Annotated in this window: 27 protein-coding genes, 2 tRNA genes and 1 riboswitch; of the genes, 14 read left to right on the forward strand and 15 right to left on the reverse strand. The window is 60.4% G+C overall.

Going from position 1 to position 25,065, the window contains the following annotated elements; all coding sequences use genetic code 11:
- Positions 1-53: 53 nt before the first annotated feature.
- On the forward strand, positions 54-1,277 hold the full coding sequence (locus tag BM269_RS24350; protein WP_170860474.1) for a GNAT family N-acetyltransferase: 1,224 nt from the start codon (positions 54-56) through the stop codon (positions 1,275-1,277).
- A 104-nt stretch (positions 1,278-1,381) separates the two neighbouring features.
- Positions 1,382-2,446 carry an acyltransferase family protein gene (locus tag BM269_RS24355; RefSeq protein WP_229204783.1) on the forward strand — a complete coding sequence of 355 codons (1,065 nt, stop codon included), beginning with the start codon at positions 1,382-1,384 and terminating at the stop codon, positions 2,444-2,446.
- A gap of 13 nt (positions 2,447-2,459) precedes the next feature.
- On the opposite strand, the gene BM269_RS30070 is transcribed toward BM269_RS24355, so the two are convergent.
- From BM269_RS30070 to BM269_RS24370, 3 genes are all read right to left on the reverse strand, one after another.
- Positions 2,460-5,336 (reverse strand): hypothetical protein, encoded by a 2,877-nt coding sequence (locus BM269_RS30070; RefSeq protein ID WP_170860475.1) that lies wholly within the window; start codon positions 5,334-5,336, stop codon positions 2,460-2,462.
- 114 nt (positions 5,337-5,450) lie between these two features.
- Positions 5,451-5,768 carry a putative quinol monooxygenase gene (locus tag BM269_RS24365; RefSeq protein ID WP_090443475.1) on the reverse strand — a complete coding sequence of 106 codons (318 nt, stop codon included), beginning with the start codon at positions 5,766-5,768 and terminating at the stop codon, positions 5,451-5,453.
- 32 nt (positions 5,769-5,800) lie between these two features.
- Complete coding sequence (locus BM269_RS24370) at positions 5,801-6,823, reverse strand: AraC family transcriptional regulator (RefSeq protein ID WP_090443478.1); 1,023 nt, start codon at positions 6,821-6,823, stop codon at positions 5,801-5,803.
- A gap of 27 nt (positions 6,824-6,850) precedes the next feature.
- Here BM269_RS24370 and BM269_RS24375 point away from each other — a divergent pair, with 27 nt between their 5' ends.
- The gene (locus BM269_RS24375) at positions 6,851-7,615 is read left to right on the forward strand and encodes a gliding motility protein GldB-related protein (protein ID WP_090443481.1); all 765 of its coding nucleotides are present in this window, start codon (positions 6,851-6,853) and stop codon (positions 7,613-7,615) included.
- On the opposite strand, the gene BM269_RS24380 is transcribed toward BM269_RS24375, so the two are convergent.
- Positions 7,601-8,506, reverse strand: coding sequence for a LysR family transcriptional regulator (locus BM269_RS24380; RefSeq protein WP_090443556.1), 906 nt, complete (start codon positions 8,504-8,506; stop codon positions 7,601-7,603). The two genes, BM269_RS24375 and BM269_RS24380, sit on opposite strands and share 15 nt — an antisense overlap.
- Positions 8,507-8,621: 115 nt before the next feature.
- Between BM269_RS24380 and BM269_RS24385 the strand changes: the two genes are divergently transcribed.
- Positions 8,622-9,014, forward strand: a complete 393-nt coding sequence (locus BM269_RS24385) for a RidA family protein (protein ID WP_090443484.1) — start codon at positions 8,622-8,624, stop codon at positions 9,012-9,014.
- A gap of 64 nt (positions 9,015-9,078) precedes the next feature.
- Here the strand turns inward: BM269_RS24385 and BM269_RS24390 are convergent, their stop codons facing one another.
- From BM269_RS24390 to BM269_RS24440, 11 genes are all read right to left on the reverse strand, one after another.
- A complete protein-coding gene (locus tag BM269_RS24390; protein WP_090443487.1) occupies positions 9,079-10,668 on the reverse strand; it encodes an OmpA family protein in 1,590 nt (529 codons plus the stop codon).
- A 144-nt stretch (positions 10,669-10,812) separates the two neighbouring features.
- Positions 10,813-10,888: transfer RNA gene (locus BM269_RS24395), tRNA-Lys, on the reverse strand.
- Positions 10,889-10,905: 17 nt separating this feature from the next.
- Positions 10,906-10,981 (reverse strand) — tRNA-Lys (locus tag BM269_RS24400).
- Positions 10,982-11,045: 64 nt separating this feature from the next.
- Positions 11,046-11,798 (reverse strand): tol-pal system protein YbgF, encoded by a 753-nt coding sequence (ybgF, locus tag BM269_RS24405; RefSeq protein WP_090443490.1) that lies wholly within the window; start codon positions 11,796-11,798, stop codon positions 11,046-11,048.
- Between the two features lie 87 nt (positions 11,799-11,885).
- Complete coding sequence (gene pal, locus BM269_RS24410; RefSeq protein ID WP_090443492.1) at positions 11,886-12,410, reverse strand: peptidoglycan-associated lipoprotein Pal; 525 nt, start codon at positions 12,408-12,410, stop codon at positions 11,886-11,888.
- 55 nt (positions 12,411-12,465) lie between these two features.
- The gene (gene tolB / locus BM269_RS24415; RefSeq protein ID WP_090443494.1) at positions 12,466-13,731 is read right to left on the reverse strand and encodes a Tol-Pal system beta propeller repeat protein TolB; all 1,266 of its coding nucleotides are present in this window, start codon (positions 13,729-13,731) and stop codon (positions 12,466-12,468) included.
- Positions 13,731-14,582: a TonB C-terminal domain-containing protein gene (locus tag BM269_RS24420; protein ID WP_229204784.1), complete on the reverse strand. Its 852-nt coding sequence runs from the start codon at positions 14,580-14,582 to the stop codon at positions 13,731-13,733. The genes tolB and BM269_RS24420 overlap by 1 nt, the downstream gene beginning before the upstream one ends.
- 3 nt (positions 14,583-14,585) lie before the next feature.
- A complete protein-coding gene (locus BM269_RS24425; RefSeq protein ID WP_229204785.1) occupies positions 14,586-15,026 on the reverse strand; it encodes a biopolymer transporter ExbD in 441 nt (146 codons plus the stop codon).
- A 15-nt stretch (positions 15,027-15,041) separates the two neighbouring features.
- Positions 15,042-15,731 carry a protein TolQ gene (gene tolQ / locus BM269_RS24430; protein WP_090443497.1) on the reverse strand — a complete coding sequence of 230 codons (690 nt, stop codon included), beginning with the start codon at positions 15,729-15,731 and terminating at the stop codon, positions 15,042-15,044.
- Between the two features lie 18 nt (positions 15,732-15,749).
- Entirely contained in the window at positions 15,750-16,148 is a 399-nt protein-coding gene (ybgC, locus tag BM269_RS24435; RefSeq protein WP_057263426.1) for a tol-pal system-associated acyl-CoA thioesterase, read from the reverse strand.
- 119 nt (positions 16,149-16,267) lie between these two features.
- Positions 16,268-17,011 carry an SDR family NAD(P)-dependent oxidoreductase gene (locus BM269_RS24440; RefSeq protein ID WP_090443500.1) on the reverse strand — a complete coding sequence of 248 codons (744 nt, stop codon included), beginning with the start codon at positions 17,009-17,011 and terminating at the stop codon, positions 16,268-16,270.
- A 242-nt stretch (positions 17,012-17,253) separates the two neighbouring features.
- Positions 17,254-17,366, forward strand: a riboswitch (ZMP/ZTP riboswitch).
- Between the two features lie 80 nt (positions 17,367-17,446).
- On the opposite strand from BM269_RS24440, the gene glyA reads away from it, so the two are divergent.
- The 10 genes from glyA (at position 17,447) to lepB (ending at position 24,845) form a co-directional block, all read left to right on the forward strand.
- Positions 17,447-18,691, forward strand: coding sequence for a serine hydroxymethyltransferase (gene glyA / locus BM269_RS24445; RefSeq protein ID WP_090443502.1), 1,245 nt, complete (start codon positions 17,447-17,449; stop codon positions 18,689-18,691).
- A gap of 78 nt (positions 18,692-18,769) precedes the next feature.
- Positions 18,770-19,243 carry a transcriptional regulator NrdR gene (gene nrdR, locus BM269_RS24450; protein WP_090443505.1) on the forward strand — a complete coding sequence of 158 codons (474 nt, stop codon included), beginning with the start codon at positions 18,770-18,772 and terminating at the stop codon, positions 19,241-19,243.
- Between the two features lie 60 nt (positions 19,244-19,303).
- A complete protein-coding gene (gene pilV / locus BM269_RS24455; protein ID WP_090443506.1) occupies positions 19,304-19,915 on the forward strand; it encodes a type IV pilus modification protein PilV in 612 nt (203 codons plus the stop codon).
- The gene (locus BM269_RS24460) at positions 19,912-20,784 is read left to right on the forward strand and encodes a PilW family protein (RefSeq protein ID WP_090443507.1); all 873 of its coding nucleotides are present in this window, start codon (positions 19,912-19,914) and stop codon (positions 20,782-20,784) included. Before pilV ends, BM269_RS24460 begins: the two co-directional genes overlap by 4 nt.
- Before the next feature lie 11 nt (positions 20,785-20,795).
- Positions 20,796-21,356 (forward strand): pilus assembly PilX family protein, encoded by a 561-nt coding sequence (locus BM269_RS24465; RefSeq protein WP_090443509.1) that lies wholly within the window; start codon positions 20,796-20,798, stop codon positions 21,354-21,356.
- Positions 21,353-21,796, forward strand: a complete 444-nt coding sequence (locus BM269_RS24470; protein ID WP_090443512.1) for a type IV pilin protein — start codon at positions 21,353-21,355, stop codon at positions 21,794-21,796. Before BM269_RS24465 ends, BM269_RS24470 begins: the two co-directional genes overlap by 4 nt.
- The gene (locus BM269_RS24475; RefSeq protein ID WP_090443515.1) at positions 21,724-22,350 is read left to right on the forward strand and encodes a GspH/FimT family pseudopilin; all 627 of its coding nucleotides are present in this window, start codon (positions 21,724-21,726) and stop codon (positions 22,348-22,350) included. The genes BM269_RS24470 and BM269_RS24475 overlap by 73 nt, the downstream gene beginning before the upstream one ends.
- Entirely contained in the window at positions 22,347-23,444 is a 1,098-nt protein-coding gene (gene ribD, locus BM269_RS24480) for a bifunctional diaminohydroxyphosphoribosylaminopyrimidine deaminase/5-amino-6-(5-phosphoribosylamino)uracil reductase RibD (protein ID WP_090443518.1), read from the forward strand. Before BM269_RS24475 ends, ribD begins: the two co-directional genes overlap by 4 nt.
- A gap of 8 nt (positions 23,445-23,452) precedes the next feature.
- Positions 23,453-24,067, forward strand: a complete 615-nt coding sequence (locus BM269_RS24485; protein WP_090443521.1) for a riboflavin synthase — start codon at positions 23,453-23,455, stop codon at positions 24,065-24,067.
- Positions 24,068-24,278: 211 nt separating this feature from the next.
- Positions 24,279-24,845 carry a signal peptidase I gene (gene lepB / locus BM269_RS24490; RefSeq protein ID WP_090443524.1) on the forward strand — a complete coding sequence of 189 codons (567 nt, stop codon included), beginning with the start codon at positions 24,279-24,281 and terminating at the stop codon, positions 24,843-24,845.
- Positions 24,846-25,065 lie beyond the last annotated feature (220 nt).

The following is a 25,065-nucleotide window of genomic DNA, read 5'->3' on the forward strand; positions in this document are numbered from 1 at the left end:
GGCACAATGCGGCTCGTGTTAGACTGCGCCGTCCAATTGCCAATTTTCTAACGATGAAGATCCAGCAAACACTGCGCTCAGTCAAAACCGCCCTGTCCGAACGCCGCGAGGTGCGCAAGCGCCTGCGCGGCCCCGCCCAACTGCGTTACGCCATCGCCGATTCGATCGGCATGCTTGACGCGCAGGCATGGCAAGGGCTCACGGCCCAAGCAGGCTTCTTCCTGTCCTACAATTACCTGCGGTCGCTGGAGACCGTGCTGCCGACCAATCTGGATCCGCGCTACGCCCTGGTGTACGAAGGCGACCAGCCGGTTGCGGCGCTGTATATGCAGCTGGCCGACATCAAGCTGGCCCAGGCCAGCAAGACCTCCTTCGGATCCCTGGGCGAGAGCCTTGGGCAGCGCGTGCTCACCTGCGGCAACCTGCTGACCTTCGGCCAGCACGGCATCGCCATCGCCCCCGGCGTCGATCCTGAACTGGCGTGGCATGGCGTGGCCGAAGTGCTGTACCGCGTGCGGCAGGCCGAAAAGCTGGCCGGCTCGGCCAACTTCGTCATGATCAAGGATTTGCACGGCCCGCAGGTGGACGATGCCGCCTTCCTCAAGAACCTCAGCTACCGTTTCGTGGAAACAGAGCCGAACATGGTGCTGGCCCTGGGCGAAGACTGGAAAAGCTACGACGATTACCTGGCCAGCCTGGCCTCGAAATACCGCGCCAACGTCCGCAACGGCATCCTGAAGCCGATCGAGGCGGCGCAGTGCACGGTGGAGCATTTCAGCGACATGGCCGCCATGCAGGATGAAGTCCATGCCCTGTACAAGGCCGTGCAGGCGAACGCCGGCTTCCGTCCGTTCGAACTGCTGCCGGAATACTTCCCGGCCTTGCAGGAAGCGGCGGGGGAGCGCTTCCGCTGCAGCGTGGTCAAACGTGAAGGCAAAATGCTTGGCTTCCTGGTCACCATCGCCGACGGCGAGACCGCCATCGCCTTCCACATCGGCTTTGACCGCGCCGCCGCGGCCGACCTGCCGATCTACCTGCGCCTGCTGCATGCCGGTATCGCCGACGCCATCGGCCTGGGCTGCAAGCGTGTGTCCTTCGGCCGCACGGCACTGGAGCCGAAAGCGGCGCTGGGCGCGCGTCCGGAAACCTATGGTGTGCTGATCCGCCACCGCCAGCCTTTCATGAACAAGGTGATCAAGCACCTGCTGCTGAATATTGACCACGACGACGCCCCCGATCGCAGCCCGTTCAAGAAGGTCGAAGGCAAGGCCGCGTAACAACTGGTTACTTACGTGGTGCTAGGCGGGCGCCTCTAATCTGCTGAGCTCGGTTATCATGTCGACCTTTCGGATTGACGGCAGCAGATGTAATGAAGTATGGCGTGATCAATTTATTAAAGGCTGTTGCAGCGCAGTTAATTGTGCTGCATCACCTGGCGTTTTACGGCCCGATGGCCGACCACGTGCGGCTTATCCTGCCCGACCTGATCGACTGGCTGGCGGGGAGCGCGCGCATTGCCGTGCAAGTGTTCCTGGTGGTGGGCGGCTTCCTGGCCGCCAAATCGCTGGCGCCAAGCGCGCAGCCGGTCATGGTCGACCCGCTGGCTGCTGTCTGGCGCCGCTATGCCAAGCTGGCGCCGCCCTTTATCGCGGCGACCGTGATCGCCGCGGTGGCTTCCGTGCTGGCCAGCCAGTGGATGGAGCACGATTCCATTTCTGCACCGGCGACGGTGGGCCAACTCGCGGCGCATGCTGTGCTGGCGCATGGTGTACTTGGTTACCCATCGCTGTCGGCTGGCGCATGGTACGTCGCTATCGATTTCCAGTTGTATGTCATGGTCGTCGCAGTCCTGTGGCTGGCAGCCCGCATCAGCGGCCCGGTGCGCCGCGCCTGGCTGGTGCCCGGCATGATCGCGATCGGCAGCGCGTTGTCGCTGCTGCACTTCAACCTGGACGCCGATTGGGATAACTGGGCACCGTACTTCTTCGGCAGCTACAGCCTGGGCCTGGCCGCATGGTGGGCCGGCGATCCGCGCCGCAAGACGCGCGGTGCGGTGCTGGTGCAGGCGGCGATTTTCCTGCCCGCCCTGGTGGCCCTGGCCGTGAACTTCCGCAGCCGCCTGGCGCTGGCGATGATGGTGGCGTGCACGCTGGTGATCTTCGGCCGCATGCAGTTCAGTGGCGAAGGCCGCCTGCTTGCCATCGTCAACTCCCTGGCCCGCACGTCGTATTCGGTGTTCCTGATCCACTTCCCGGTCTGCCTGCTGGTGAACGCCGCCTTCACCCGCTTCGCGCCTGCCGACCCGGTGCTGCAAGGCGTCGGCATGCTAGTTGCCTGGGGTGCCAGTCTGGCCGCCGGCGCCGCCTTCCATCGCTGGATCGAAGTGCCGTTGGGACGCCTGCTGCAGTCTTCTTCGGCCGCAGCCAGCGCAACCCAGCGCGCTTAAGACGAAGGGCCTGTCAGGCCATTTGGCGCAGCCTTGTCCATGCCAGCAAGGCGGCCAGTCCAAGCACCATCATCAAGCAGTTGTGCGGTTCGGGTACGGCTGCGATACCAAGCGCGTACTCGAAACCAAACCCGCCTGGCTGGTCCAGCGTAAAGGCAGCGGTGACCAGCAGATCCTGCAGGCCGGCATGGGCCGCGCCCAACAGCAAAAGTCGGTGATCGAAGAACAGCTCGACTGCCGTCAGCGAGTCGAACGAACGTGCAAACAGTTCGGTACCGTGGTTGCTGATCGAGAGTGCCATTGAAACGAAGCCGCTTTGTTCGGCCAGGGTATCCAGCATGGCGAATGCCAGTTGGCCAGGCGTTGAGAGGTCGAACTGGAAGTGCGCCGTCAATGTGCTGGAGAGCGGGCCGCCGGGCAGTTCGGGCCGCACCAGCACCCCCATGGTTCCGGTCCCCGCCGGCTGGCCGTCCGCGAAATCCCCATCAAGGCCGGAGGCTTCGCCGGGCGCAATCGATGTATGTGAAAAGGCCGAATGCCGTTCGGGGTCGAATCGCAGGGTAGGGGCCGCACCGCCAATGTTGGCCGAACTCTCCACGGCGAAGGCGGTGCCCTGGATAGTGGCGATTGCGCTGGCGCCAGCTTCCGACCGGTTCCATCCCGCGGAGATGCTTTCAGCCTTCAGCGTACCGTGCAAACCATAGCCGGTCGTTCGGGCGGCATTGTCGGCGGCACCCAGGGCGCGTGACTTTGCTTGCGCATCAACATACTCGCCCCAGCCGTGCGCGCGGGCATAGGTGGCGCCGCCGCCGTTCGCCTCCGCATACACGATGGCCGTTGTATCCGATGTGCTGTCGCTGCCGGCAATACCGGTTGCCTCGGCGCGTGCGGCGCCGGCGGCAATGACAAACGCGTGCGATGTGGCGCTGCCATCGCGCACGGGACGGAGCGAGTTGATGCTCCGACCGCCATGGGCGGACGCATACGCCGAGCCATCGCCCGCCGATACAACGGTGGTGCGGGCGCTGGCACTGCCGGCCCGGACTTCGCCGGGCAGAGTGCCAGACATCACAAAGCCGCCCTGCGCGTAGCTGTTTGCCTCTGCCTTCGCCCCGGCGGCCGTGGACAAGAGCGCCGAGGTAGCGCTGGCGGAGCCGCTCCGCCCGGCAAAGGCGCCATTGCTTCCAGTGCCGCTGTCGCCGCCTTCGGCGGAGGTGCTCAAGCTGATTTTTGCGGCTTTGCTTTCCGTCCAGCTAAGGCGTGAACTGGCATTGCCGCCGTTTCCGGCTACGCCGCCTTCGCTGTTGCCGCCCTTGCCGCCAACCGCGCCGTTCCCCAGCGTCAGGCTCCCATTGCTGCTGCCCGTGACGCTGTCGGCAATATGCGCGGACGCGCCATCGCCGCCGTCAGCCCCGCCCACGCCCATGCCGCCGGATCCGCCGTGCACGCTGGCGCCAGCCAAAACATCTCCTGCGTCGCCTTGTCCGCTGGCGCGGGCCGTGCCCTTCCCGCCATCGCCGCCGCGCCCCCCGGCGCCGCGTGCTCCGCCCCCGGTCCCACCATAGGCCCCGGCGGCGCTATTCACATTGGATTGGCCTATCGCATCGCTGAAGGAGAAGGCATCGCCCCCGGCCGCGCCGTGGCCGCCATCGTTCTGCCATCCTCCTTCACCGCCGTAGCCGTAAGTATTGGAGTGAATTGTGCCTTGGCCGTTGATGCTTGAACGTGCGAGCCCGGTCGCGCCGGCGCTGGAGGTGCCGCCGTCATCCGCAAAGCCGCCTCGTCCGCCATAGCTGATCACGAACACCTGGATGTCAGATGCTCGCGAGTCGTTCAGTTCAAGCGTCGTCTCGCTGGCCCCAGCCTTGCCCGCCATCCCGCCGCTGCTGTAGCCAGCGGAGCCGCCAAATACGCTGACGGTATGGTGCACCTTGCCGCTGGTTGAAAACGTTGGCGTCGCCGCGTAACGCATTGCCGCGCCGTCACCGCCATCCGCGCCGCTGAAGCCCGCGCCACCAATACCGCCGCCTAGCCAGATATTCGTCTTGATATTGCCGTTGCCGGCGCTGACACTGGCCGCCATCGTGGCCTGGGCGGCGGCGCCTGCGCCGCCACGATGGCCGGCGCCACGTCCGGCCCCGCCATGGCCGCCTTGCGTGCTGCTCGAGAGGGTGAGCCCCGGCCCGTTAGTCTTGCCCGATACCGAGCTTGACGCGGCGCCGCCATCGGCGCCGTTGCCAGGGAAAAGGGCATCGCCGCCTTGTCCCGCGGTGACTTCGACCGTTGCGGCGGACGGCTCCGAGTCGTAGCCAATCAAGGCCAGCGCGGCCTGTGCCGACCCGGCGCGGCCGGCTCCCTTGCCGCCATTGCCGCCCGTGACCCGGATAGTCACGCCCTCGGCTTTCCTCGCCCCTGGCCACAGCACGCTGGTGACGCTCGCATTACCGCCGGCGCCACCGATGGCGGAGGCTCCGTCCGAAGCTCCTGCCCCGCCAATACCGGGAAGGCCCGCGTCGCCGCCATTACCGCCTTTTGCAATCGCATACAGATAGGGGCCGAAAATACCGGGAACATTCGGCGTGCCATACACTTGAAGGCGTGCGTCGCCGCCAGCGCCACCCGCACCGGCCGCACCGCCGTTTTGGCCGGCACCACCTGCGGCGCCATTGCCGCCAGCGCCGCCTGCGCCACCGGTGATCGAATGCGTCTTGTCGCTGGCCGCGTTGGCGATGACCGACAGACCCCGGCCCGCCCCGCCGGCGCTGCCCGGCGCTCCAGGCGCTGTGCCTGGAGTGCCTGGTGCTCCCGGCACTCCAGTGGTTTCAGCCGCCAGCGCATTCCCACTGGCAATGGCGAACAACAAGGTCAATTGGTGCAGGGATCGTCTCATGTCTTCGCTCGCTGAAGTGACGGGATGTGCAGCTGTGGCCGGCAGCGATGTCGCGCGAATGAAATGTACACCGATGGCGAAAAGACGTGCTGGAATGAGCTGGCTACCGGACAGCTAGGCAGTGTGCGCCAATCCTTCGCGCAGGAAACCATCATGTCGTGTCATGCGCACCAAGGCTGGCGGCGAAGCGAGGTAAGTCGCGAACTTGGCAGCCAGTGCCTGCAACGGAGCGCTTTCCAGGTGTGCCTGCATGGCTGCAGCGTCGGTATAGCGCTCGAAAACGATAATACGGTTTTCGTTTTCAAGATCGGCAAGCACCTCATATTGCAACGTTCCAGGCTCGGTGCGTGAATGTGCTACCAGTTGATCCAGGCCGGCCAGCAGTTCACGGCGGAATTGAGGATGGACGTCGAGCATGGCAAGCAGGTACATGGAAGCTCCGTGAGTGGAAAGAAGTCCACAGCTTACGAAACCGGCCGCGAAGGTGGATTGTAGAAATGGGACTTTTGGCGCATGCCGGTAACGATTGTTTGCGGCGAATGGCCGGTCAGTGCGCGCGTTTCGTGAATAAAGTGCGGCTGGTCGTAATAGCCCATGTGCATGGCGGCGTCGAGCGCAGGCATTTCGGGAGCGAGTGCCAGCATGCGCAGTGTATGGCTAAGCCGGGCGATGCGGGCGAATTGTTTGGGGCCGAGGCCGTAGGTATCGGTAAACCTGCGCTGCAGGTGGCGGCGTGTCCAACCCGATTGTGCGGCTAACGCGTCAATGCTGGTGGCAGGCGCGTAATACAGCTTTTCGAGCAGGGTATCCAGCCCGCGTCCGCCACGGTCTTCATGCTGGCCCAAGCACGCCAGGAAGAATCGGTCGAGTGCAGCGGCGCAAATGGCTGGGCCGTCCGCCAGCGCCAGTTGGTCGGATAAGCGTTCGGCACTATCACCCCAGACTACGTGGGCCGGCCAGTGCTGGTCATGCAAGTGGGATAGCGACTTGCCGCAGAAATGCCGCAGGCTGCCACCGCGAAAGCGCACGGCGACGAATCCGTTTAATCCATTTCCTTCGATAGCGATGGCGCGCGTGCGCAGGCAAAGCAGGACAGCCCGCGGCGACTGTTTGCCATCCAAAAGAAAGGGCGAGCCGTAATGAAAGATGCATTCCGAGCCGGTTCCAGGCGGTAGGTGCGGGGGCAGAGTCTGCTTGCCCTCCCAACCCCAGTAACGGTCAATGTAGGGGCGCAGTTGAGCGGCGGGGCGCAGGTGCCAACGTTGAGAAAGCATGGTGATAATGATATCCTGCCTGCCCCATTGCCATATCCCCCGGAGATGAAAATCAGAGCTTTGCTTTTGGCAGTTGCCGCCCTGTGGAACAGTGCCGCGCTTGCGGCCGCCGGTGTTGACCCGCTCACAGTCCAGATCGGGCTTGACGATGCTCGCCGCTTCGCCAGCATTATGAAAGATGGCGCGGTGCCGACGCCAGAAGTCCTGCAGCATGAGTATCTTGATCGCGCAGGGCTAGGGGTGAAGGTATTTACGCCGATGCGCATCGTCGACGCGAATCGCCTGGCGCGAGCCGTTGCCGCCAAGCCCGAAGCGTATCGCTACGCGGTCCGTGAATGCCTGCCTCGCTTGCCCGAATTGCGCAGCGACCTGAAAGCAATCTACCTGGCTTATGCCGGCTTGCTGCCGGAACGTCCTTTGCCCGCCATCGAAATCGTATTCGGTGCGAACAATTCGGGTGGCACTGCCAATTCCGCAATGCAGGTGATCGGCCTTGAAGTAACCTGCCCACCAGGCGCGACCTTCACGCAATTCCGCACGACGATGCGCGGTTTCTTTGCGCACGAAACGGTCCACACCTGGCAGGGCGATGAAACGCCGCAGGCGCTTGCGGACCCTTTATTGAACCAGGCCTTGAGGGAGGGTGTTGCCGACTATCTCGCACACCTGGCCACTGGCGAAATGCCGACGCCTGAACGTGATGCCTGGGCGCGCCAACGCGAGTCGTGGCTATGGGAGGAGTTCAAGCGTGACCGCAGCTTCATGCAGGGCGACAGCGAAAGCCAGCGCAACCCGATGGCCAGCCCGCGCTTCAAGCGATGGTTCGTCAATTGCGGCGACGCCCCGGAAGGCTGGCCATGCGAAGCGGGCTACTGGATCGGGATGCGGATCGCCGAAGCCTATGTGGAGCGCTCCCAGGACAAGCGCGCAGCAATCCGCAAACTGCTTGAACTCGAAGACCCTGCCGCGATCTTGAAGGCCAGCGGATGGCTAAAGCCGTTGTAATTCATGCCGCGCCATCAGTTCGACGATCCAGTCAATGAACACGCGAAGCTGTTTGCGCACATATCGATTAGGCGGATATGCCACGTGAAGCGGCATAGGCTCGATACGCCAGTCGGCGAACAGCTGCACGAGCGCGCCGCTGGCAACATGTTCCCTGGCCATGTACTGCGGCAGCCATAACACCCCAAGCCCGGCCAGTCCGGCTGTCAGGTAAGCATTGCCGTCGTCGATCGCCAGGAAGTAGCGGCCACCGATCTTGACGCGCTCGCCGGATTTCTCCATCGCGTAGGGCAAACCGTTGGTCCAACGGTAGTGGACGACGCGGTGGCCTGCACCGTGCAAATCGTGAGGAGACGCTGGCGTTCCCGACTGGGCAAAGTATGACGGCGCGGCATAGACGCCCAATTGCAGGTCGGCGACGCGTCGCGCGACAAGGGCTGCATCGTCGATTTCGCCGCCGCGCACCACGCAATCGACATTGTCGCCAATCAGGTCGACCTTGCGGTCGCTGGCGCCGATATCCAGTTGGATCTCCGGGAAGCGGGCGTGGAATTCAGGCAGCGCAGGCACCAGGATGATGTTCGCAAACGGACTGGGAACGTCCACCCGCAGCAAGCCGCGCGGCGTGCTCGAATCGCCGAGGATGTTTTCTTCGATGTCTTCAAGCTCGGCCAATAGTCGAATCACGCGTTCGTAATATGCGGAGCCGGCCGTTGTTACGTTCACTTTACGGGTCGTCCTGTTGAGCAGTTTGATGCGTAAGTCGGCTTCCAGCTGCTGCACCAGCTGGGTAACCGTAGTTTTGCTGACACCCAGCGTTTCCGCAGCCTTGGTGAAGCTGCCGGCTTCAACAACGCGAACGAATGCGCGCATGCCTTCCAGCTTGTCCATCGCCATGTCTTTGATAGTTTGGTATTGCCAAACAGTGTAGCAGCCGTTTTGCGGTTTATCCGGACGATTCGCGAAGCTATAGTGACCGCATTCATCAACACAAGGAGCAGGCATCATGACAAAGCGCGAAACCATTTTTCCAGCCGGGCGGCACGAACTCTACGCAGTCCATAAATACTCGGCAGCGATCCGTTCGGGAGACTTGTTGTTCGTATCCGGCCAAGTCGGCAGCCGCGCGGACGGCACGCCTGAACCTGAATTCGAAGCTCAGGTACGCTTGGCGTTTGAGAACCTTAAGGCGACGCTGAAAGCAGGCGGGTGCGGGCTGGACGACATCATTGACGTAACGACGTTTCACACGGACCCGGAAAAGCAGTTCGATACGGTCTTGGCGATCAAGGACGAGATCTTTCCGGCCGCGCCCTATCCGAACTGGACCGCCGTAGGCGTCAACTGGTTAGCAGGGTTCAACTTCGAGATCAAGGTCGTTGCCCGGATTCCTCACTAAGTGAAAAGAACCGGCTCCGATTGCCGGTCTTTGGTGTTCGTATGATTCTTCGACCAGGAATTTGCTATGCCGGTCTTGCCGGTGCCTTCCGAATGATTTCAAGTTCGACACGGCGGTTGGGAGCTTCACATTTGATGCGTTCCTTATGTGTGGTCAAGACGCCGCAGGCAGTGGTGAGCGGTTGCGTACTTCCTTGGGAAATGGCGTCGATCTTGATTTCGGGGGTAAGATTCTTCAGATGCTTTTCCATGAACAGCTTTACCTCCTGCGCCCTCCGTGCAGACAACCAATTATTGCGTTGAGCCCGGCCGATCTGGTCAGCATGGCCTGTCACCTTGATTTCTTCTACGCCAGCGACACCATTCTTGATTTCTTCGACAAACGTCAGCAATTGCGTCTTGCCGCTATCTGTCAATGTGAAGTCATTGAAGTCGAACGCCGAATCGGCATGCAAAATCGTTAGGGTGGTATCGCAGGAGGAACTGCGTCCACTAAGGTCTGCATCAATGAGGTCTGGACGCAGGTTTTTTATTTCGAAGCTAACCTGCATCGACGTGATTTCCGTCGATGGGATAAAGACCCGATGGATCGGGAATTTCCCGTCTTCTCCGGCATTCCTGTCGGCGATACGCAGGTAAGTTTCGGGACCAACGCGCGACATTACGTGAACATTACACAGTTGTATTGGCGGCGATGTTTTCTCGTCGCAGGCCATCCCTAGAATTGGTGCGACGCTTCCGCAAGCCTTTGGCGATAAAACGAGCTTTTGTGCGCGGAAGTTCCCAATCTTGGTTATTTGCGCCATGTTCATCGGAAGCATCCCGGTCGCTTTGGGTAGCCCGCTTACTATCCATGGCAAGACGAGCATCAGGCAAAGTACTACCCACCAGCGCTTCCTGTATCGCGGCATAAAGGCGACATGCAGGGCTACCCCTCCGACAGCGGCGATGAACAGGGCGCTCATTACGGACGCCCAGAAAAAAGCGAGGTAATCATCTTCGGCCAAGCCTGACGCGTGGCTGAATATCAATAACAGCATCGACAAGGGTGCCAGCTGCAGGATGCAGCTCAGTACTGCACTGCTTAGCTGTGCAAGAAACAAGTTTCGGACCTTCGTCTTTTTCCTAAGGTCGGCGAAAGTCAGCCCATACTTGCTCTTGTATTTCGCTGTATAAGTACGGGTGCGCCATGCACACAGAAGCAAGCTGAACGTTAGGCTAGCTAGCAAGCCCCAAAGGATATGCCAAGCCATCCAAATGCTTAGCAGGACGCCGGCAGAGGAGGCGATGAGCGACAGCATGCCAAACGCCGTCCAGACGATGATGGTGCTGGTCAGCCTGCGTTCCCCTTTTTCCGTTTTACGGGTTTTGAACGTCATGCCGATGGCGAGGTAAGGCATGAGTAAATTGAGCGCCAGGAGTATTAGCAACCCGACCAGCACCCAGGTAACGGCAAGAAGGTAGCTGGTTGCTGCCTGCAGATCGAAGAGGGGGAAATAATCGATATGAAAGAAGTAGCTGAATAGCGCCGCCACACCGACCATCGACAACGATATTGCCGGAATCTTACTCGAGTCTTTGCCGTCCTTGCTTTCAACAGGGCCCCGAGTCTGGGCTGCGGCCGGAGCTGAAGTTGCCGGAGTTTGCGTATGCATAAAAATCAGATGCGATGGTAGTTGAATAATCTACCTTATTTCTGATATGGGAAAATGCGTACATTTCCACGACTTCATGCATTTGGCCTGCGCTAGAAACAAAAAAGCCCACGAACCGAAATTCGTGGGCTTCCTTGCGTATCTTGGTAGGCCGTGCGGGGCTCGAACCTGCGACCAACGGATTAAAAGTCCGCTGCTCTACCAACTGAGCTAACGACCCAAGGTTCTCATTTCGAATGGTAGGCCGTGCGGGGCTCGAACCTGCGACCAACGGATTAAAAGTCCGCTGCTCTACCAACTGAGCTAACGACCCGTCGAAAGAAGAAGCGAGATTATAGGCTGGACTATCCCAGCTGTCAAATGCTCGCCTGCACTTTTTACTTGATGGATTTCAGGCGATCCTTGGCAGTAGCGGCCGCTGGCGTGCCTGGATAATTCTTGATCAGCTCTTGCAATGTCTTTTTAGCATTGTTGATTGCCTTCAGCTCGGTCTGGCAGCTGGCAATGTTCAGCATGGCGTCGGCGGCCTTCTGGCTGTCCGGCCAGGTCTTCACCACCACTTGCTGGGCGGTGATGGCGTTCTTGCAGTCGCCTTGGGCGTAATAGGCGTTACCCAGCCAGTATTGGGCGTTGGAGGCGTAGGCCGAAGCGCCAAAGCGCTTCACGAAGTCGCCCAGCGCGCTGGCTGCGCCTTTGTAGTCGCCGCTCTTGAACTGCGCCATCGCGTTGTCGTAGGCGTTCTGTTCGTCCATATTGACCGAGGAGGTCTGGCCGTCGATGGTCACCTGGCGCGGCTCGAGCTTCTTCATGCGGGCGTCGAGGTCGGTGTAGAAGTCCTTCTGGCGCTTTTGCGCGACCTGGATTTCGTTCAACAGGATTTCGGTCTGGCCGCGCAGGCGCGCAACTTCTTCGCGCAACTGGTCCTGTTGCGAGATCATGTCCAGCGTGGTGTTCTTGTCGGTCTTGGTGTCGATCAGGTTCTTCAGGTCCGCTTCCAGCTTGGCGACCTTGGATTTCAGGTCCATGATGGCCTTGCGCGCTTCGTCGTCGTCGAAGATGCCGGCGGATGCGGTCAGGGGCAGGGTGGCAGCGAACAGGGCTGCCATCAGGGCAGACTTAGTGAATTTCATTTTTCTTCCTTGCACAAAAAAAGAAATGGGGCAGGGCGCAGTATAAACTGCGCGCTGCCCCTTGTGCGGCATTGTTAAGCTAGCGAATTACTTAGCTTTGTAAACGATGTCGGCACGGCGGTTCTGCGACCATGCTTCTTCGTTGTGGCCTTCAGCCTTAGGCTTTTCTTCGCCCAGGGACACGGCTTCCATGCGGCCTTCTGGCACACCCAGGGCTGCCATCGACTTGCGCACAGCTTCAGCACGCTTCTGGCCCAGGGCCAGGTTGTACTCGGAGCCGCCGCGTTCGTCGGTGTTACCTTGGATCAGGATAGCGCGCTGGTTTTTGCCCAGGTATGCAGCGTGGTTCGACACCACTTCTTTGCCGTCTTCACGCACAACGTAGCTGTCGAAGTCGAAGTACACGGAACGGTTGGCCAGCTTGCCGCCTGGGATGTCCAGTTCGTCAACTTCTGCTTTCACTGGTTCAACAGCGCGGGTGTCGGCTTGCTTGACTGGCTCGGCTGGCTTCTCAATCACTTCCGGTGCTTTGGTTTCTGGTTGTGGGGTCGAGCAAGCTGCCAGCAGGGCGGCGGTGCTGAGGATGAAGGCTACGTGTTTTACGTTACGCATTTTTATTTCTCCTGGTCGTTAAAGGTGCTACTTCTCGTTTACTTCTTTTACTTCTTCACTTCATGAAAGGGCCCCAAGTGGGTTCCTTGATATTGCCCGCCTGAATACTCAGGCGCTGCTTAACCCGGCCGTCTGTCGACGCCACCGCCAGCGAGCGGCGGCCGCCGTTCTGAGTGGCGTACAGGATGTACTTGCCATTCGGAGCGAAGCTTGGCGAATCGTCGCTGGTGGTATCGGACAGGCGTTGCTCTTGGCGGGATTCCAGGTCCAGTACGAACAACTGGAAGGCGCCGCCATCGCGCCGCGAAATATAAGCCAGCGTCTTGCCGTCAGCGGAAATGCGCGGGCTGATATTGTACGAGCTGCCGAACGTCACGCGCTGCGCTTCGCCGCCGTTGACGCTCATGCGGTAAATCTGCGGGCCGCCGCTGCGGTCGCTGGTGAAATAGACGTACTGGCCGTCGGCACTGAATTGCGGTTCGGTGTCGATGGTGCTGCCATTGCTCAGGCGGCGGATGCCGCTGCCGTCCGCATTGACGATAAAGATCTGGGTATTGCCGGTCTTGGACAGGGCCACGGCCAGGCGCTTGCCGTCCGGCGACCAGGATGGCGCGGAGTTATTGCCCTTTTCGTTGGCCACGACGGTGCGCTGGCGGGTGACCAGGTTCTGTACGTAGACCACCGGTTTGCGCTGCTCGAACGAGACGTAGGCGACCTTGGTGCCGTCCGGCGACCACGATGGCGAAATGATTGGTTCGGTCGAAGTCAGGGCCGGGATCACGTTCTCGCCGTCGGCATCTGCCACTTCCAGGCGGTACTGGCGGCCTTGCTGGACCACGTAGGCGATACGGGTCGAGAACACGCCTTTGATGCCGGTCAGCTTTTCGTATACGTCGTCGGCGATCTTGTGTGCGGCCAGGCGGCCGTACTGGTTCGGCATCGGGGCGCGGAAGCCGGACAGGTCGTTGCCCTGTACCGTCGACATCAGGCGGTACTGTACTTCGAACTGGCCGTTGCCGAGGGTCTGCACGGAGCAGGCCACCAGAGCGTCGGCGCCGCGCGCCTTCCAGCTGGTCGCTTCAGTCTGCATCAGGTTGGTGGTCGGCGTGGCGTCAATGATCTTGAACATGCCGCTGCGGGTCAGGTCGGCTTTGATGATCTCCGAGATCTGGGCCGGGGCCGTGGCTTCGCCTGCGCAGGGGCCGATGGCGACCGGGATCTGGTTGCTGCCGACGCCGGAAATCTCGACGCGCAGTTGTGCCTGGGCCGACAGCGCAAACGCTGCGCCGGCCACTACGAACATAAATTTAGCTTTGTTCATCAAGGTACGTCCTTCAAATTGAACACGAGTTCAAGCTCGCGCGCCACCGTGCCGTCATCGCGTTTCGGCAGGGGCGAGGCCTTATAAATCGCATTCTCCACCGCAGTGTCATACGCAGCTACGCCGCTGCTCTTTGTTTTCTTAACCGACATGACTTCGCCGCTGGGAAGCTGGCTGACCATGAACTTGGCTTCAATATCCTGCTTGGCGCCAGGATAATCGATGCGGCCCATGATCTTGGTGCGCAGCTTTGCGACATAGCCTTTGTCCAGGTTAGGCGCGGTCGAACGTGCCGCCGTTCCGGTGGAGCCTGCAGCCGCCGAGCCCATGATGCGCTGCATTTCCGCAGCACGGGTTTTGGCAAGCTTTTCCTTCTCTTTCAGTTCCGCCTGTCGTTTGGCTTTTTCTTTTTCCAGCTTATCCAGTTTGTCCTGCTTATCGAGGTCTGCCAGGCGCTTCTTCTCTTCGTCGAGCTTCTTCTTCAGATCGGCCAGCTTCTTCTCTTCAGCTTCTTTCTTTTCTTTTTCTTTTTTCTTCTGCAGCGCGATGTCAGGATCGGGCTGCGCCGGCTTCACCACTTCCGGTGGCGCAGGCGTCGGCTCGGGCTCGCGGGCCGGTGGTTCTGGTTCAGGTTGCGGCTCCGGTTCAGGCGCTCTTGGCGCGGCCATCTGCGTGGTCATGTCCCAGATCTCGGCATCTACGCCAACCGGGTCATTGTTCCAGCGAATGCCAACCCACAGGAATGCAAACAACACGCCATGCATCACCGCCGCGAGCGCAAACGCGCGCGTGCCGCCGTGCCGCTTCGGCACACGGTACGGTCCGCCTGCATCTGCCATCGTCATTGCCATGCCTTACTTCGTTGCCAAGCCAACGCGGTTAATCCCCATCTTCTTCGCTTCGGAAATCAATTGGATCACATCGTCGTACTTGCTTTCCTTGTCGCCGGCGATCAGCACCGGGTACTCAGGATATTTTTCGTGCAAGGTGCGCAGCTTGCGCACCAGGGCTTCGCGATTCGGCTCGGTCTCCGGCGCTTCGGCCGATTTGCCGGCGACGCCGATCATCAGCGAACCATTCGGTTTCACCTGCACCTGGATGTAGGCATCCGGCGGGCGCGACGCTTTTTCAGCATGCGGCAGGTCAATCGACTGCGGATTGTTCGAGGTCGGCATCACCATGAAGATGATCAGCAGGCAGAGCATCACGTCGATATAAGGGACGACGTTGATCTCGGACTTCAGCTTGCGGCCGCCGCGGCTACCGCGCATGCTGCTGGAGAAGGAAGAGGCCATCTTCAGTTTCGCCTTTTAACGGGACTGGCGCTGCAGGATGTTCGAGAATTCTTCAACGAAGCTCTCGAAGCGGATCGCCAGGCGGTCAATGTCGTGCGAGAAGCGGTTGTACGCCACCACGGCCGGAATGGCTGCAAACAGGCCGATAGCGGTCGCGATCAGCGCTTCGGCAATGCCGGGCGCCACAGCCGACAGCGTCGCCTGCTGCACGTTGGCCAGGCCGCGGAAGGCGTTCATGATGCCCCACACGGTACCGAGCAGGCCGATGTAAGGGGAGACCGAACCGACCGAAGCCAGGAAAGCCAGGTGCGCTTCCAGCGCATCCATCTCGCGCTGGAAGGCAGCGCGCATGGCACGGCGGGCGCCATCCAGCACATCGCCCATATTCATGTCGCGGCTGCTGGCAGCGGCTTGCTTGCCCTTGATGTACTCGCCCATGCCTGCTTCGAAGATGCGGGCCAGGGCGCCGCTGTTGGCGCGGTTGCTGCCCGCGCTGGCGTGCAAGGCGTGCAGGTTGCCGCCGGCCCAGAAGGTTTTTTCGAATTCTACGGTCTGCTTGCGCGCACCGCGCACATCAAACAGCTTCTTGAAAATATAGGTCCAGCTGATAACGGAAACCGCAAGCAGCAGCGCCATGATCAACTGAACGATCAGGTGTGCGTTGGTGATGAGGGCGATGAAGGAAAGGTCTTGGGTGACGTTCATTGTTTCTCAATCTAATTATTATGCGCGCATGCGGGCCGCAACGGCATCCGGCACGGCGCGTGGGCGCAGGGCCGAGTCGACACAACCCACTTTAACGTGGGCAGTATTTAAGAGGCGGTCGCCGCACCACGCCTCCTGCACAAACTGGATCGAAGCGCGGCCCAGTTTATCAATACGAAGCGTCAATTTTATTACATCGTCTAGTCGCGCCGGCGCGTGGTAGTCCGCGCTGACATTTTTGACAACAAACATGGCGTCGTGTTCCCGCAGGAGACTGTCCTGGTTAACATCGAGGGAGCGCAACCACTCGGTGCGCGCGCGCTCGAAGAACTTCAAATAGTTCGCGTAATAGACAATTCCGCCGGCGTCCGTGTCTTCGTAATAGACGCGGACCTCCCAGGTGAACTCAGACGACATAGATAGAATAGCTACTAAGTGAGAATCGGCAACATTTTACGCCAAATGAATCAGCGTCACGGTATTTTGCACAATCTCGTAACAATTTCTTACGGTTTTCCCTTATATGCGGCGGGATTTTAGCCTCGCTTGATCGCGAATGGCGAGAATCCTTGGCAGGTTGGCATCAATTCGATGGAGTTTACATTAATGTGTTGCGGCAATGTTGCAATCCAGAAAGCAGTGTTGGCGATATCGTCGGCGGTCAGCGGGGTGGTGCCCTCGTAGACCTTGGCCGCAGCCGCGTCATCTTTGAGGCGGACGTTGGAAAATTCGGTGCCGCCGCACAGGCCTGGCGCGATATTGGTAGCGCGTACACCGGTGCCGATCAGGTCGGCACGCAGGTTCAGGGTGAATTGTTCGACAAAGGCTTTGGTAGCGCCGTAGACATTGCCGCCCGGGTAAGGATAAGCGCCGGCGACGGAGCCAAGGTTGATGATGGTGCCGCGGCCGCGTTCGACCATCCCTGGAAGCAGGGCGCGGGTGATGGTAACCAGGCCAGTGCAGTTAGTGGCGATCATGGTTTCCCAATCTTCCAGATCGGCTTCGTGAGCGCCTTTGATGCCGAGAGCCAGGCCTGCGTTATTAATCAAGACGTCGATTTCTTTCCAGTCGGCGGGCAGCGAGGCCAGGGCGGCTTGGATTGCGCCTTTGTCGGTGACGTCCAACTTAAGCGGCAACAAGTTTAGACCAAGTTCGGCGGCCAACGCTTCCAGGCGCTCGGCACGACGGCCGGCCGCGATCACCTTGTGCCCGTTCTTGACGAAAACACGCGCCATTGCGGCACCAAAACCAGCGGTTGCGCCGGTAACTAACACGATCATGGTCGAACTCCCATTATTAACTTTGGCGATTGTATGCCGAAATTCGGTGCCAGGTCTGTCATTCGGACAGCTAGCGCTAACGTTTGAGGTTCCTCAATACGGAAAAGCGGGCAAATTCGCATATTGAGCAACGTCAAAGGGTATGCGCCCATGTCCCAATGACAGACCTGCCACCGAATTTCGGCGAAACCAGCACAACCGTTGCCGTTATTTGCCGCATAACATACAATCCTGATTCCATTACGGTCTCACGTAACTGGCGAAAAACCAGCTGGCGCTTGCGCTGCTGGTGAGAGGTGGGCAACCACCGGGGAACGTGAGATACATCAATCAGCCGTTCGCCTGGGCAGCCACGATGGAAACGTGCGTTTCGGCTGCCCTGTCACTTTTGGCTCCCGATTCGATCCAATCTGCCTTAAAAACTGGAGTAATTTCATGTTCGCAAAAGATCACACCCTCGCCAACGTTGACGCGGAGCTGTTTGCCGCTATCCAGAACGAGAACAAGCGCCAGCACGACCACATCGAGCTGATCGCTTCTGAGAACTACACTTCGCCGGCCGTAATGGAAGCCCAGGGCTCCCAGCTCACCAATAAATACGCCGAAGGCTATCCAGGCAAGCGCTACTACGGTGGCTGCGAGTACGTGGACGTCGTCGAGCAACTGGCAATCGACCGCGTGAAGCAGCTGTTCGGCGCCGAAGCGGCCAACGTGCAGCCTAACTCCGGCTCCCAGGCTAACCAAGGCGTGTTCTTCGCTGTCCTGAAACCAGGCGACACCATCATGGGCATGTCGCTGGCGGAAGGTGGCCACCTGACCCACGGCATGGCGCTGAACATGTCCGGCAAATGGTTCAACGTTGTTTCCTACGGCCTGACCGCAGAAGAAGACATCGACTACGATGCAATGGAAGCCCTGGCTAAAGAACACAAGCCTAAGCTGATCATCGCTGGCGCTTCGGCATTCTCCAAGAAGATCGACTTCGAACGCTTCGCTAAAGTAGCCAAGGCCGTTGGCGCGTACTTCATGGTCGATATGGCCCACTACGCTGGCCTGATCGCCGCTGGCCTGTACCCGAACCCGGTTCCACACGCTGACTTCGTCACTTCGACCACCCACAAATCCCTGCGTGGCCCACGTGGCGGCATCATCCTGATGAAAGCCGAACACGAAAAGATCATCAACTCCTCGATCTTCCCTGGCATCCAGGGCGGCCCGCTGATGCACGTGATCGCCGGCAAGGCAGTGGCCTTCAAAGAAGCGCTGACTCCGGAATTCAAGGCCTACCAGCAGCAAGTGGTGAAGAACGCCGACGTGCTGGCCAAGACCCTGATCAAGCGCGGCCTGCGTATCGTGTCCGGCGGCACCGAGTCGCACGTGTTCCTGGTCGACCTGCGCGCCAAGAACCTGACCGGCAAGGAAGCCGAAGCGATCCTGGGCCAGGCGCACATGACCTGCAACAAGAACGGCATCCCTAACGACCCGCAAAAGCCATTCGTGACTTCCGGTATTCGCCTGGGTTCGCCAGCCTTCACCACCCGCGGTTTCAAGGAAGCCGAAGCGGAACAAGTGGGCAACCTGATTGCCGACGTGCTGGATAACCCGCACGACGCAGCAACCATCGAGCGCGTGAAAGCTGCGGTGAAGGTGCTGGCTGATAAATTCCCTGTTTACGCCTAAGCAGACGGTTGGTACTATCGAGGCGCCGGATCGAAAGGTCCGGCGCTTTTTCATTCAATAATAAGAGACGCCACATCCATGAAATGCCCGTTCTGCCAGCACGATGATATCCAGGTCCTTGACACCCGCGTGTCGGAGGAAGGGGACGCCATCAAGCGGCGCCGGCGCTGCGTGAATTGCGACAAGCGCTTCACCACGTGGGAGCGGATCGAATTGACCATGCCTTACGTGGTCAAGAAGAACGGTAGCCGTACCGAGTATTCCGCCGACAAGCTACGCGCCAGCCTGATGCTGGCCTTGCGCAAGCGGCCTGTTGCGGCCGAGTCCGTCGACAAGGCGGTGTCCTCCATCGAAGAAAAGCTGCTGACAAGCGGCCAGCGTGAAGTCGATTCCGTCTTCGTTGGCGAACTCGTCATGGCTGAACTCAAACGGCTCGACAAGGTGGCGTATATCCGCTTCGCTTCCGTCTACAAGAACTTCGAAGACCTGGCCGAATTCCAGGACGCGATCGAAGAAGTTGGTGACGGTCAAGAGCTCTCTCCCAAGGCTTGATATTTCTCAAACCCGCAAGTCCTCTGCTGACTAATTTGATCAGCAGGGGAGGGCTGCGCCATGCGTCGTCCAATTGCTGGGTTCACGATGGTGGAAGTGCTGGTTGCCGTGCTGTTGCTGGCTGTTGGCCTGGTCGGCGCGCTGGCGATGCAGGCTCATGCCATGCGCACGCGACAGGAGTCGGCCCTGCAGACCGAAGCCCTGCAGGCTGCCGCCACGCTTGCCGATCGCATTCGTGCCAATGCGGCACAGTCCTCCTCTTACCTGGGATTTGAGTTCGATGCGGCAGCGGCTGGCGCGCCCGATGCGCCGGCCGATTGTGCGGTTGCCCCTTGCAACGCGGCCACCATCGCGCGGCTGGAGTTGAGTGAATTTCGCCGGCATCTCGTGGCCGCGCTGCCACTCGCCCGCGCTGTCATTTGCCGCGACGCCAGCGCGGCGCCTGGCGGGCAGCTGCAATGGCCATGCTCCGGCGCTGCCGATGCTCCTGTCGTCATCAAGATAGGTTGGCGTAGCCGGCGACCGGATGGCGCCAGCGCCAGTTTCGCCGCCGCGCCAGGTATCGCTTTGCCCGTCGCGCTTGCCGGGCCGCCGGTGCCGCCGCCTGCTACGCCATCCGATTCGCCAGGGCCGCCGCCCAACCAGCCATCAGGTTCGGGAGGGACGCAATGAGCGCGCAACAACATGGCCTGGCCATGACGGAAGTCCTCATCGCCATGGCCCTCAGCCTGCTCGTCGCACTGGCTGCCGCTTCACTGCTGCATGCCGCCAATGGCGACTTCCTGCATAACGGCGCCAATGCGCGTATTGACGACAGTGGCCGCTTCGCGCTGTCGATCATCGGCCAGTCCCTGCGCCAGGCTGGCTATCCGGGCGAGCCTGGCGCTGCTGCTGCCGGACCATCATCGCCTCTGGCCATTGACGGCCGCGATGCCGCCAGCCTGGCGACAAATGCGGAAGGCCTCGGCGATGCACAGGCTTCTGTCAACGGCAGCGATGCACTGGCCATTCGCTACGCGGCCACAGAAATCGTCGGCGCGACGGCCGGCGGGGCCATGCTCAACTGCGCCGGTTTCCCTGCCGATCCGGGCGAATGGGCCTGGAGCATCTTCTACATCGCTCGGGCCAGCGACGGCGTCGGCGAGCTTCGCTGCAAATACAAGGGCGAGAATGGTTGGGGCTCGGATGCCGTGGTGCGCGGAGTGGATGCATTCCACGTTCTATATGGGATCGATATGGATAGTCCGCGCGACAACATCCCCAACCTTTACCTGACCGCCAGCGGTATCGATGCGCTCGATGCCATGCTGCCCGCGGCGGATCGCATGTTACGGCCTCATTGGCGCCGAATTACCAGCGTTCGCATTGCCTTGCTGCTGCACGGGGAACGCGGCTCGCGCAGCGGCAACCGGCTAAGCAGCTACGAATTGCTGCCGGGAGCCGACCCGGGAGCACGCATCGATGAAGCCGGCTTGCCAGCGCCGATGCAGCATCGCGCTCGCCGCATGTTCACGGCGACCGTCGCCTTGCGCAACCCGTAACGGAGGCGGCTATGCACTACTACCAGCGTGGCGTCACTCTTCCTGTAACGATGCTGCTGATGCTCACCGCACTGACCATCGGTGCTTCGGCGGCACAAATGGCCATGCTGGGCGAGAAGGCCGCCCGCGCCGAACGGGACCGCCTGATCGCCTTCCAATCTGCGGAGGATGCACTGATGGATGCGGAACGCGATATCAACGCTGGCCTGGGCCAGCCGCTCGACCCAGCGTCCAATCCCGGGCCAGCACCCGCTTGGCAGGCCGTTGACCTGGCGGGCAACGGCGGCACCGAGTATGGCGCGCTGACTGGGGCCCAGATGGAAGCCGGGCAGGGCGGGTTGCCATTCCGCCGCCCGCGCTACATTGTGGAACGCATTGCGTACACGCCAACCGGTGCGCCGCCGGCCTATTACTACCGGGTGACAGTCATCGGCTTCGGCACGCGTCCCGGCTCCGAGACCGTGCTGCAGGCCAGCTACACGCCCCCGTTACCGGTACATCGCCACAGCTGGCGCGAAATCATGGATTGGCAGGCGCTGCACGACGCCGCAAGCCGCGAGGGCGGCCAATGACCACGCGCGCATCCGCGGGCGGCAGCTTGCTTGGCATGCTGACCGCCCTCGTCATCATCAGCATACTCGCCGCTGTGGCGATGCCTGTCTGGAGCGAAGCCGTCATCCGCATGCGCCGCAGCGAAGCGCAAGCCGCGCTGCAGGAGGTGATGCAGCAGCAGGAACGCCACTTCACGCGCTTCAACAGCTACGCAGCGTTCTCGGCCAATACTGCCGGCGAGTACCGCTGGTGGTCGGGCCGCACTGCCGTTTCCAGTGCCTACGAGCTGGAAGGCAAGGCTTGCGACGGCCAGCAAATCCGCGACTGCATCCAATTGGTTGCCACGCCCGGTACGTCCAACGTCGATAACCGTTTCAGGGATCCGCAATGCGAGCGCCTCATACTCACCAGCAGCGGGCTGCACCTCGCCACCGGCCCCTCGCGCAACTGCTGGCGCTAAAATACTCGGCGCGCCAGCCGGCAGAGAAACGCCCCGGCTTCACCTTGCTGGAGCTGATGATCGTCCTCGCCATCCTGTCCATCCTGTTCGCCTCCGCGCTACCGGAACTGGGCAATATGCTGGCCGGACGCCAATTGCGCACCGCTTCCGCCGAGCTTCTGGCGGCGATCAACGACACCCGTGCCCAGGCGATCGCCCGGCGCCGGGTGGTAACCCTGTTGGCAGAAGGGGGCGATTGGCAGCAAGGTTGGGTGATAATTATCGACGCCAACGCCAACCGCAGCCTCGATGAGGGAGAAGCAATCCTGTTCCGTCACAGGGCAGCGCCGGAGCGCTTGCGGGTAAGGGCCAAGTTCACCGACAACACAGCCCCGGCCTATATTTCATATAATGCAGCAGGAAGAAGCTGCCGCGCCGCCCACCCGAATGCCGCCAACTTTGGCACCATCACCCTTGAACTGGCCGGCGCGCAGCGCAATATCAAGATCAATATGCAGGGCAGGGCGCGCTTATGCGACCCGGTCCTGGAACCGGCTACTTGCGTAAGCATATGAATATCAACAGTGATCTCGAAGGAATGCGGCTCGCCCTGCAATGGGCGGAAAAAGGGCTGTTCACGACTTCCCCGAATCCCCGCATTGGCTGTGTCATTGTGCGTGACGGCGTGGTGATCGGCGAAGGCGTGACGCAAGCAGCCGGTCAGGACCACGCCGAAGTCCAAGCCCTGAAAGACGCCAAACGGCGTGGCCACGATGTGCGCGGCGCCACTGCCTACGTCACGCTGGAGCCATGCAGCCACCATGGCCGCACGCCGCCCTGCGCCGATGCGCTGGTGCGGGAAGGTCTTGGACGCGTGGTCGCGGCAATGGAAGATCCTAACCCGCTGGTCGCCGGCAATGGCATGGCGCGCCTTTCCGCCGCCGGGATCGAGGTCGCCAGCGGCCTGCTGGCAGACCAGGCCTATGAAATGAACATTGGCTTCTTCCACCGTATGCGCCATGGCTTGCCCTGGGTCCGCATGAAGACCGCTGCCAGCCTGGATGGCATGACTGCCTTGCACAATGGCCAGAGCCAGTGGATTACCGGCCCCGAAGCGCGTGCCGACGGCCACGCATGGCGCGCGCGCGCCTGCGCGATCCTGACGGGCATCGGCACCGTCAAAGCTGACGACCCGCAATTGAATGTGCGTGCCGTCGAAACGCCGCGCCAGCCGCGCCGCATCGTGGTCGACAGCAAGCTGGAAATCAGCCCGCAAGCACGCGTGCTGGAAGGCGGTGGAACCTGGATCATCACCGCCGCCCACCATCCTGAAAAGGAAGCAATCCTGCGCAATCAGGGAGCCGAAATTATCGTCCTGCCGAACGCGCACGCCAAAGTCGATTTGCCGGAGCTGATGCGCGAGCTTGGCCGCCGCCAGATCAACGAGCTGCATGTCGAAGCTGGCGGCAAGCTGAATGGCTCCATGATCCGCGAAGGCTGTGTGGACGAATTGCTGGTCTACCTGGCCCCAACCCTGCTGGGCGACGCGCAAGGCATGTTCGCCCTGCCTGCGCTGACTGAGCTCAGCGGCAAGCACAGCCTGAAATTCCACGAGGTTAAGCAAGTCGGCGCCGATTTGCGTATCCTTGCCAGATTCAACCCTCATTAAAGAACACTATGTTTACTGGAATCGTAGCCGCTGTCGGCAAAATCAACACCGTAACCCCGCTGGAAGGCGGCGCTGACGCAGGCGTGCGCTTGGACGTCGATGCCGGCGGCCTGCCAATGGCCGACGTTGGCCTGGGCGACTCCATCGCCCTGAACGGCGCCTGCATGACCGTCGTTGAGAAAACTGCGACCGGCTTCACCGTCGACGTTTCGCGCGAAAGCTTGAACAAGACCGTTGGCCTGGACACGACCACGGAAGTAAACCTGGAAAAAGCCCTGACCCTGGCCGAGCGCCTGGGCGGTCACCTGGTCTCCGGCCACGTTGATGGCCTGGGTGTAGTGCGCAAATTCGAACCGGTCGGCGAATCGCACGAACTGGTGATCGAGGCGCCGCGCGACCTGGCGAAATACCTGGCTTACAAAGGCTCGGTAGTAGTGAACGGCGTGTCGCTGACTGTCAACCGTGTTGAAGACAGCGCCTCCGGCTGCTCGTTCTCAATCAATCTGATCCCACACACAATCCAGGTCACCACGTTGAAGCACCTGAAAGCGGGCTCCAAGGTCAACCTCGAGATCGACCTGATTGCCCGCTACGTTGAACGCATGCTGTCGTTGAAATCTTAAAGGGCTTTATCGACGTCACTCGCAGAGAGAAGCCACAACTGCCTTCATCGCACAGGCAGTTTGACGAACGCGCCACAGTAATACCGAGTGACTTGACAAATTCCTGTGGGCGATGAGGTAGTACTTGCCCGCCTGGTCCAAGTCACCCCGCGTCCGACCCGAAGCAACGAACAAGCAATAGCCACAGCGTAAAAAAAATGAATTGTTGATTATGAATTTGTTTCGGTACTTCACAATCCTTTTTGCCTTGCTCATACCAGGCATAACTCAGGCAGACGAACTTTACAAAGTTCCGTCGGTCGCGATGGAGCCAACCGTGCCGAAGGGCTCAATGGTCTTCATTCAAACGATCAAGTCATCGGTGCAGCGTGGCGACATCGTCTTGTTTCGATGGCCAGTTGACTTGACGACTCCATTTTTGATGCGTGTCATCGGGCTGCCCGGAGATCACGTGCAGATGCGAGGCGAACGTATACTTATTAATGGAACAGTGGTCCCACGCAGGCCAGTTGATGGAAATAGCGAAACCTTTGAGGAGGAGCTAGGCGAAGTCAAGTATAAGGTGCAGCTAGTAGGGAAAAATTACGGTTTGGCTGTGTCGCGAATGCATGAGGGGCGCGCAAACCGGTGCGAGTATGCGTATAAGGACGAGAGGATCGATTGCGTGGTTCCTGAGGACCAGTTTTTTGTTTTGGGCGACCACCGTAACAATAGTAACGATAGCCGAATGTGGGGCTATGTGCCTTCCGCCCTATTGATGGGGAAGTTAGCTCGTTGAAGCCCGATTTCAAAACATCTCCAGGCTGAACCAATCTACTATTCTTCTTCGAGCATTATGCCGATAATAATAGCTTTATTGGTTCGTATTTCTATTACACGGGCTCGCGTGTATTCGGGCGGTTCGGACCTGTCAGGAATTTTGTGTGCCGGGGTCGCGGTTTGATTAATTGATCGCGTTGGTAAAGCGTTCCCCAAACAGAATGGCAAATTGATTGGCG

It is taken from the genome of Duganella sp. CF458, assembly GCF_900113115.1.
GTDB lineage: Bacteria > Pseudomonadota > Gammaproteobacteria > Burkholderiales > Burkholderiaceae_D > Rugamonas.

What these genes read in the sequence shown, in the direction of transcription:
- BM269_RS24350 (WP_170860474.1), top strand. Translation starts at nt 54, where the DNA reads ATGAAGATCCAGCAAACACTGCGCTCAGTCAAAACCGCCCTGTCCGAA.
- BM269_RS30070 (WP_170860475.1), bottom strand. Translation starts at nt 5,336, where the DNA reads ATGAGACGATCCCTGCACCAATTGACCTTGTTGTTCGCCATTGCCAGT.
- BM269_RS24365 (WP_090443475.1), bottom strand. Translation starts at nt 5,768, where the DNA reads ATGTACCTGCTTGCCATGCTCGACGTCCATCCTCAATTCCGCCGTGAA.
- BM269_RS24370 (WP_090443478.1), bottom strand. Translation starts at nt 6,823, where the DNA reads ATGCTGCAGGACTTCTGGCGTCGGCACCGCGCCATCTTTCATAATGCT.
- BM269_RS24380 (WP_090443556.1), bottom strand. Translation starts at nt 8,506, where the DNA reads ATGGACAAGCTGGAAGGCATGCGCGCATTCGTTCGCGTTGTTGAAGCC.
- BM269_RS24385 (WP_090443484.1), top strand. Translation starts at nt 8,622, where the DNA reads ATGACAAAGCGCGAAACCATTTTTCCAGCCGGGCGGCACGAACTCTAC.
- BM269_RS24390 (WP_090443487.1), bottom strand. Translation starts at nt 10,668, where the DNA reads ATGCATACGCAAACTCCGGCAACTTCAGCTCCGGCCGCAGCCCAGACT.
- ybgF (WP_090443490.1), bottom strand. Translation starts at nt 11,798, where the DNA reads ATGAAATTCACTAAGTCTGCCCTGATGGCAGCCCTGTTCGCTGCCACC.
- pal (WP_090443492.1), bottom strand. Translation starts at nt 12,410, where the DNA reads ATGCGTAACGTAAAACACGTAGCCTTCATCCTCAGCACCGCCGCCCTG.
- tolB (WP_090443494.1), bottom strand. Translation starts at nt 13,731, where the DNA reads ATGAACAAAGCTAAATTTATGTTCGTAGTGGCCGGCGCAGCGTTTGCG.
- BM269_RS24420 (WP_229204784.1), bottom strand. Translation starts at nt 14,582, where the DNA reads ATGGCAATGACGATGGCAGATGCAGGCGGACCGTACCGTGTGCCGAAG.
- BM269_RS24425 (WP_229204785.1), bottom strand. Translation starts at nt 15,026, where the DNA reads ATGGCCTCTTCCTTCTCCAGCAGCATGCGCGGTAGCCGCGGCGGCCGC.
- tolQ (WP_090443497.1), bottom strand. Translation starts at nt 15,731, where the DNA reads ATGAACGTCACCCAAGACCTTTCCTTCATCGCCCTCATCACCAACGCA.
- ybgC (WP_057263426.1), bottom strand. Translation starts at nt 16,148, where the DNA reads ATGTCGTCTGAGTTCACCTGGGAGGTCCGCGTCTATTACGAAGACACG.
- BM269_RS24440 (WP_090443500.1), bottom strand. Translation starts at nt 17,011, where the DNA reads ATGATCGTGTTAGTTACCGGCGCAACCGCTGGTTTTGGTGCCGCAATG.
- glyA (WP_090443502.1), top strand. Translation starts at nt 17,447, where the DNA reads ATGTTCGCAAAAGATCACACCCTCGCCAACGTTGACGCGGAGCTGTTT.
- nrdR (WP_090443505.1), top strand. Translation starts at nt 18,770, where the DNA reads ATGAAATGCCCGTTCTGCCAGCACGATGATATCCAGGTCCTTGACACC.
- pilV (WP_090443506.1), top strand. Translation starts at nt 19,304, where the DNA reads ATGCGTCGTCCAATTGCTGGGTTCACGATGGTGGAAGTGCTGGTTGCC.
- BM269_RS24460 (WP_090443507.1), top strand. Translation starts at nt 19,912, where the DNA reads ATGAGCGCGCAACAACATGGCCTGGCCATGACGGAAGTCCTCATCGCC.
- BM269_RS24465 (WP_090443509.1), top strand. Translation starts at nt 20,796, where the DNA reads ATGCACTACTACCAGCGTGGCGTCACTCTTCCTGTAACGATGCTGCTG.
- BM269_RS24470 (WP_090443512.1), top strand. Translation starts at nt 21,353, where the DNA reads ATGACCACGCGCGCATCCGCGGGCGGCAGCTTGCTTGGCATGCTGACC.
- BM269_RS24475 (WP_090443515.1), top strand. Translation starts at nt 21,724, where the DNA reads ATGCGAGCGCCTCATACTCACCAGCAGCGGGCTGCACCTCGCCACCGG.
- ribD (WP_090443518.1), top strand. Translation starts at nt 22,347, where the DNA reads ATGAATATCAACAGTGATCTCGAAGGAATGCGGCTCGCCCTGCAATGG.
- BM269_RS24485 (WP_090443521.1), top strand. Translation starts at nt 23,453, where the DNA reads ATGTTTACTGGAATCGTAGCCGCTGTCGGCAAAATCAACACCGTAACC.
- lepB (WP_090443524.1), top strand. Translation starts at nt 24,279, where the DNA reads ATGAATTTGTTTCGGTACTTCACAATCCTTTTTGCCTTGCTCATACCA.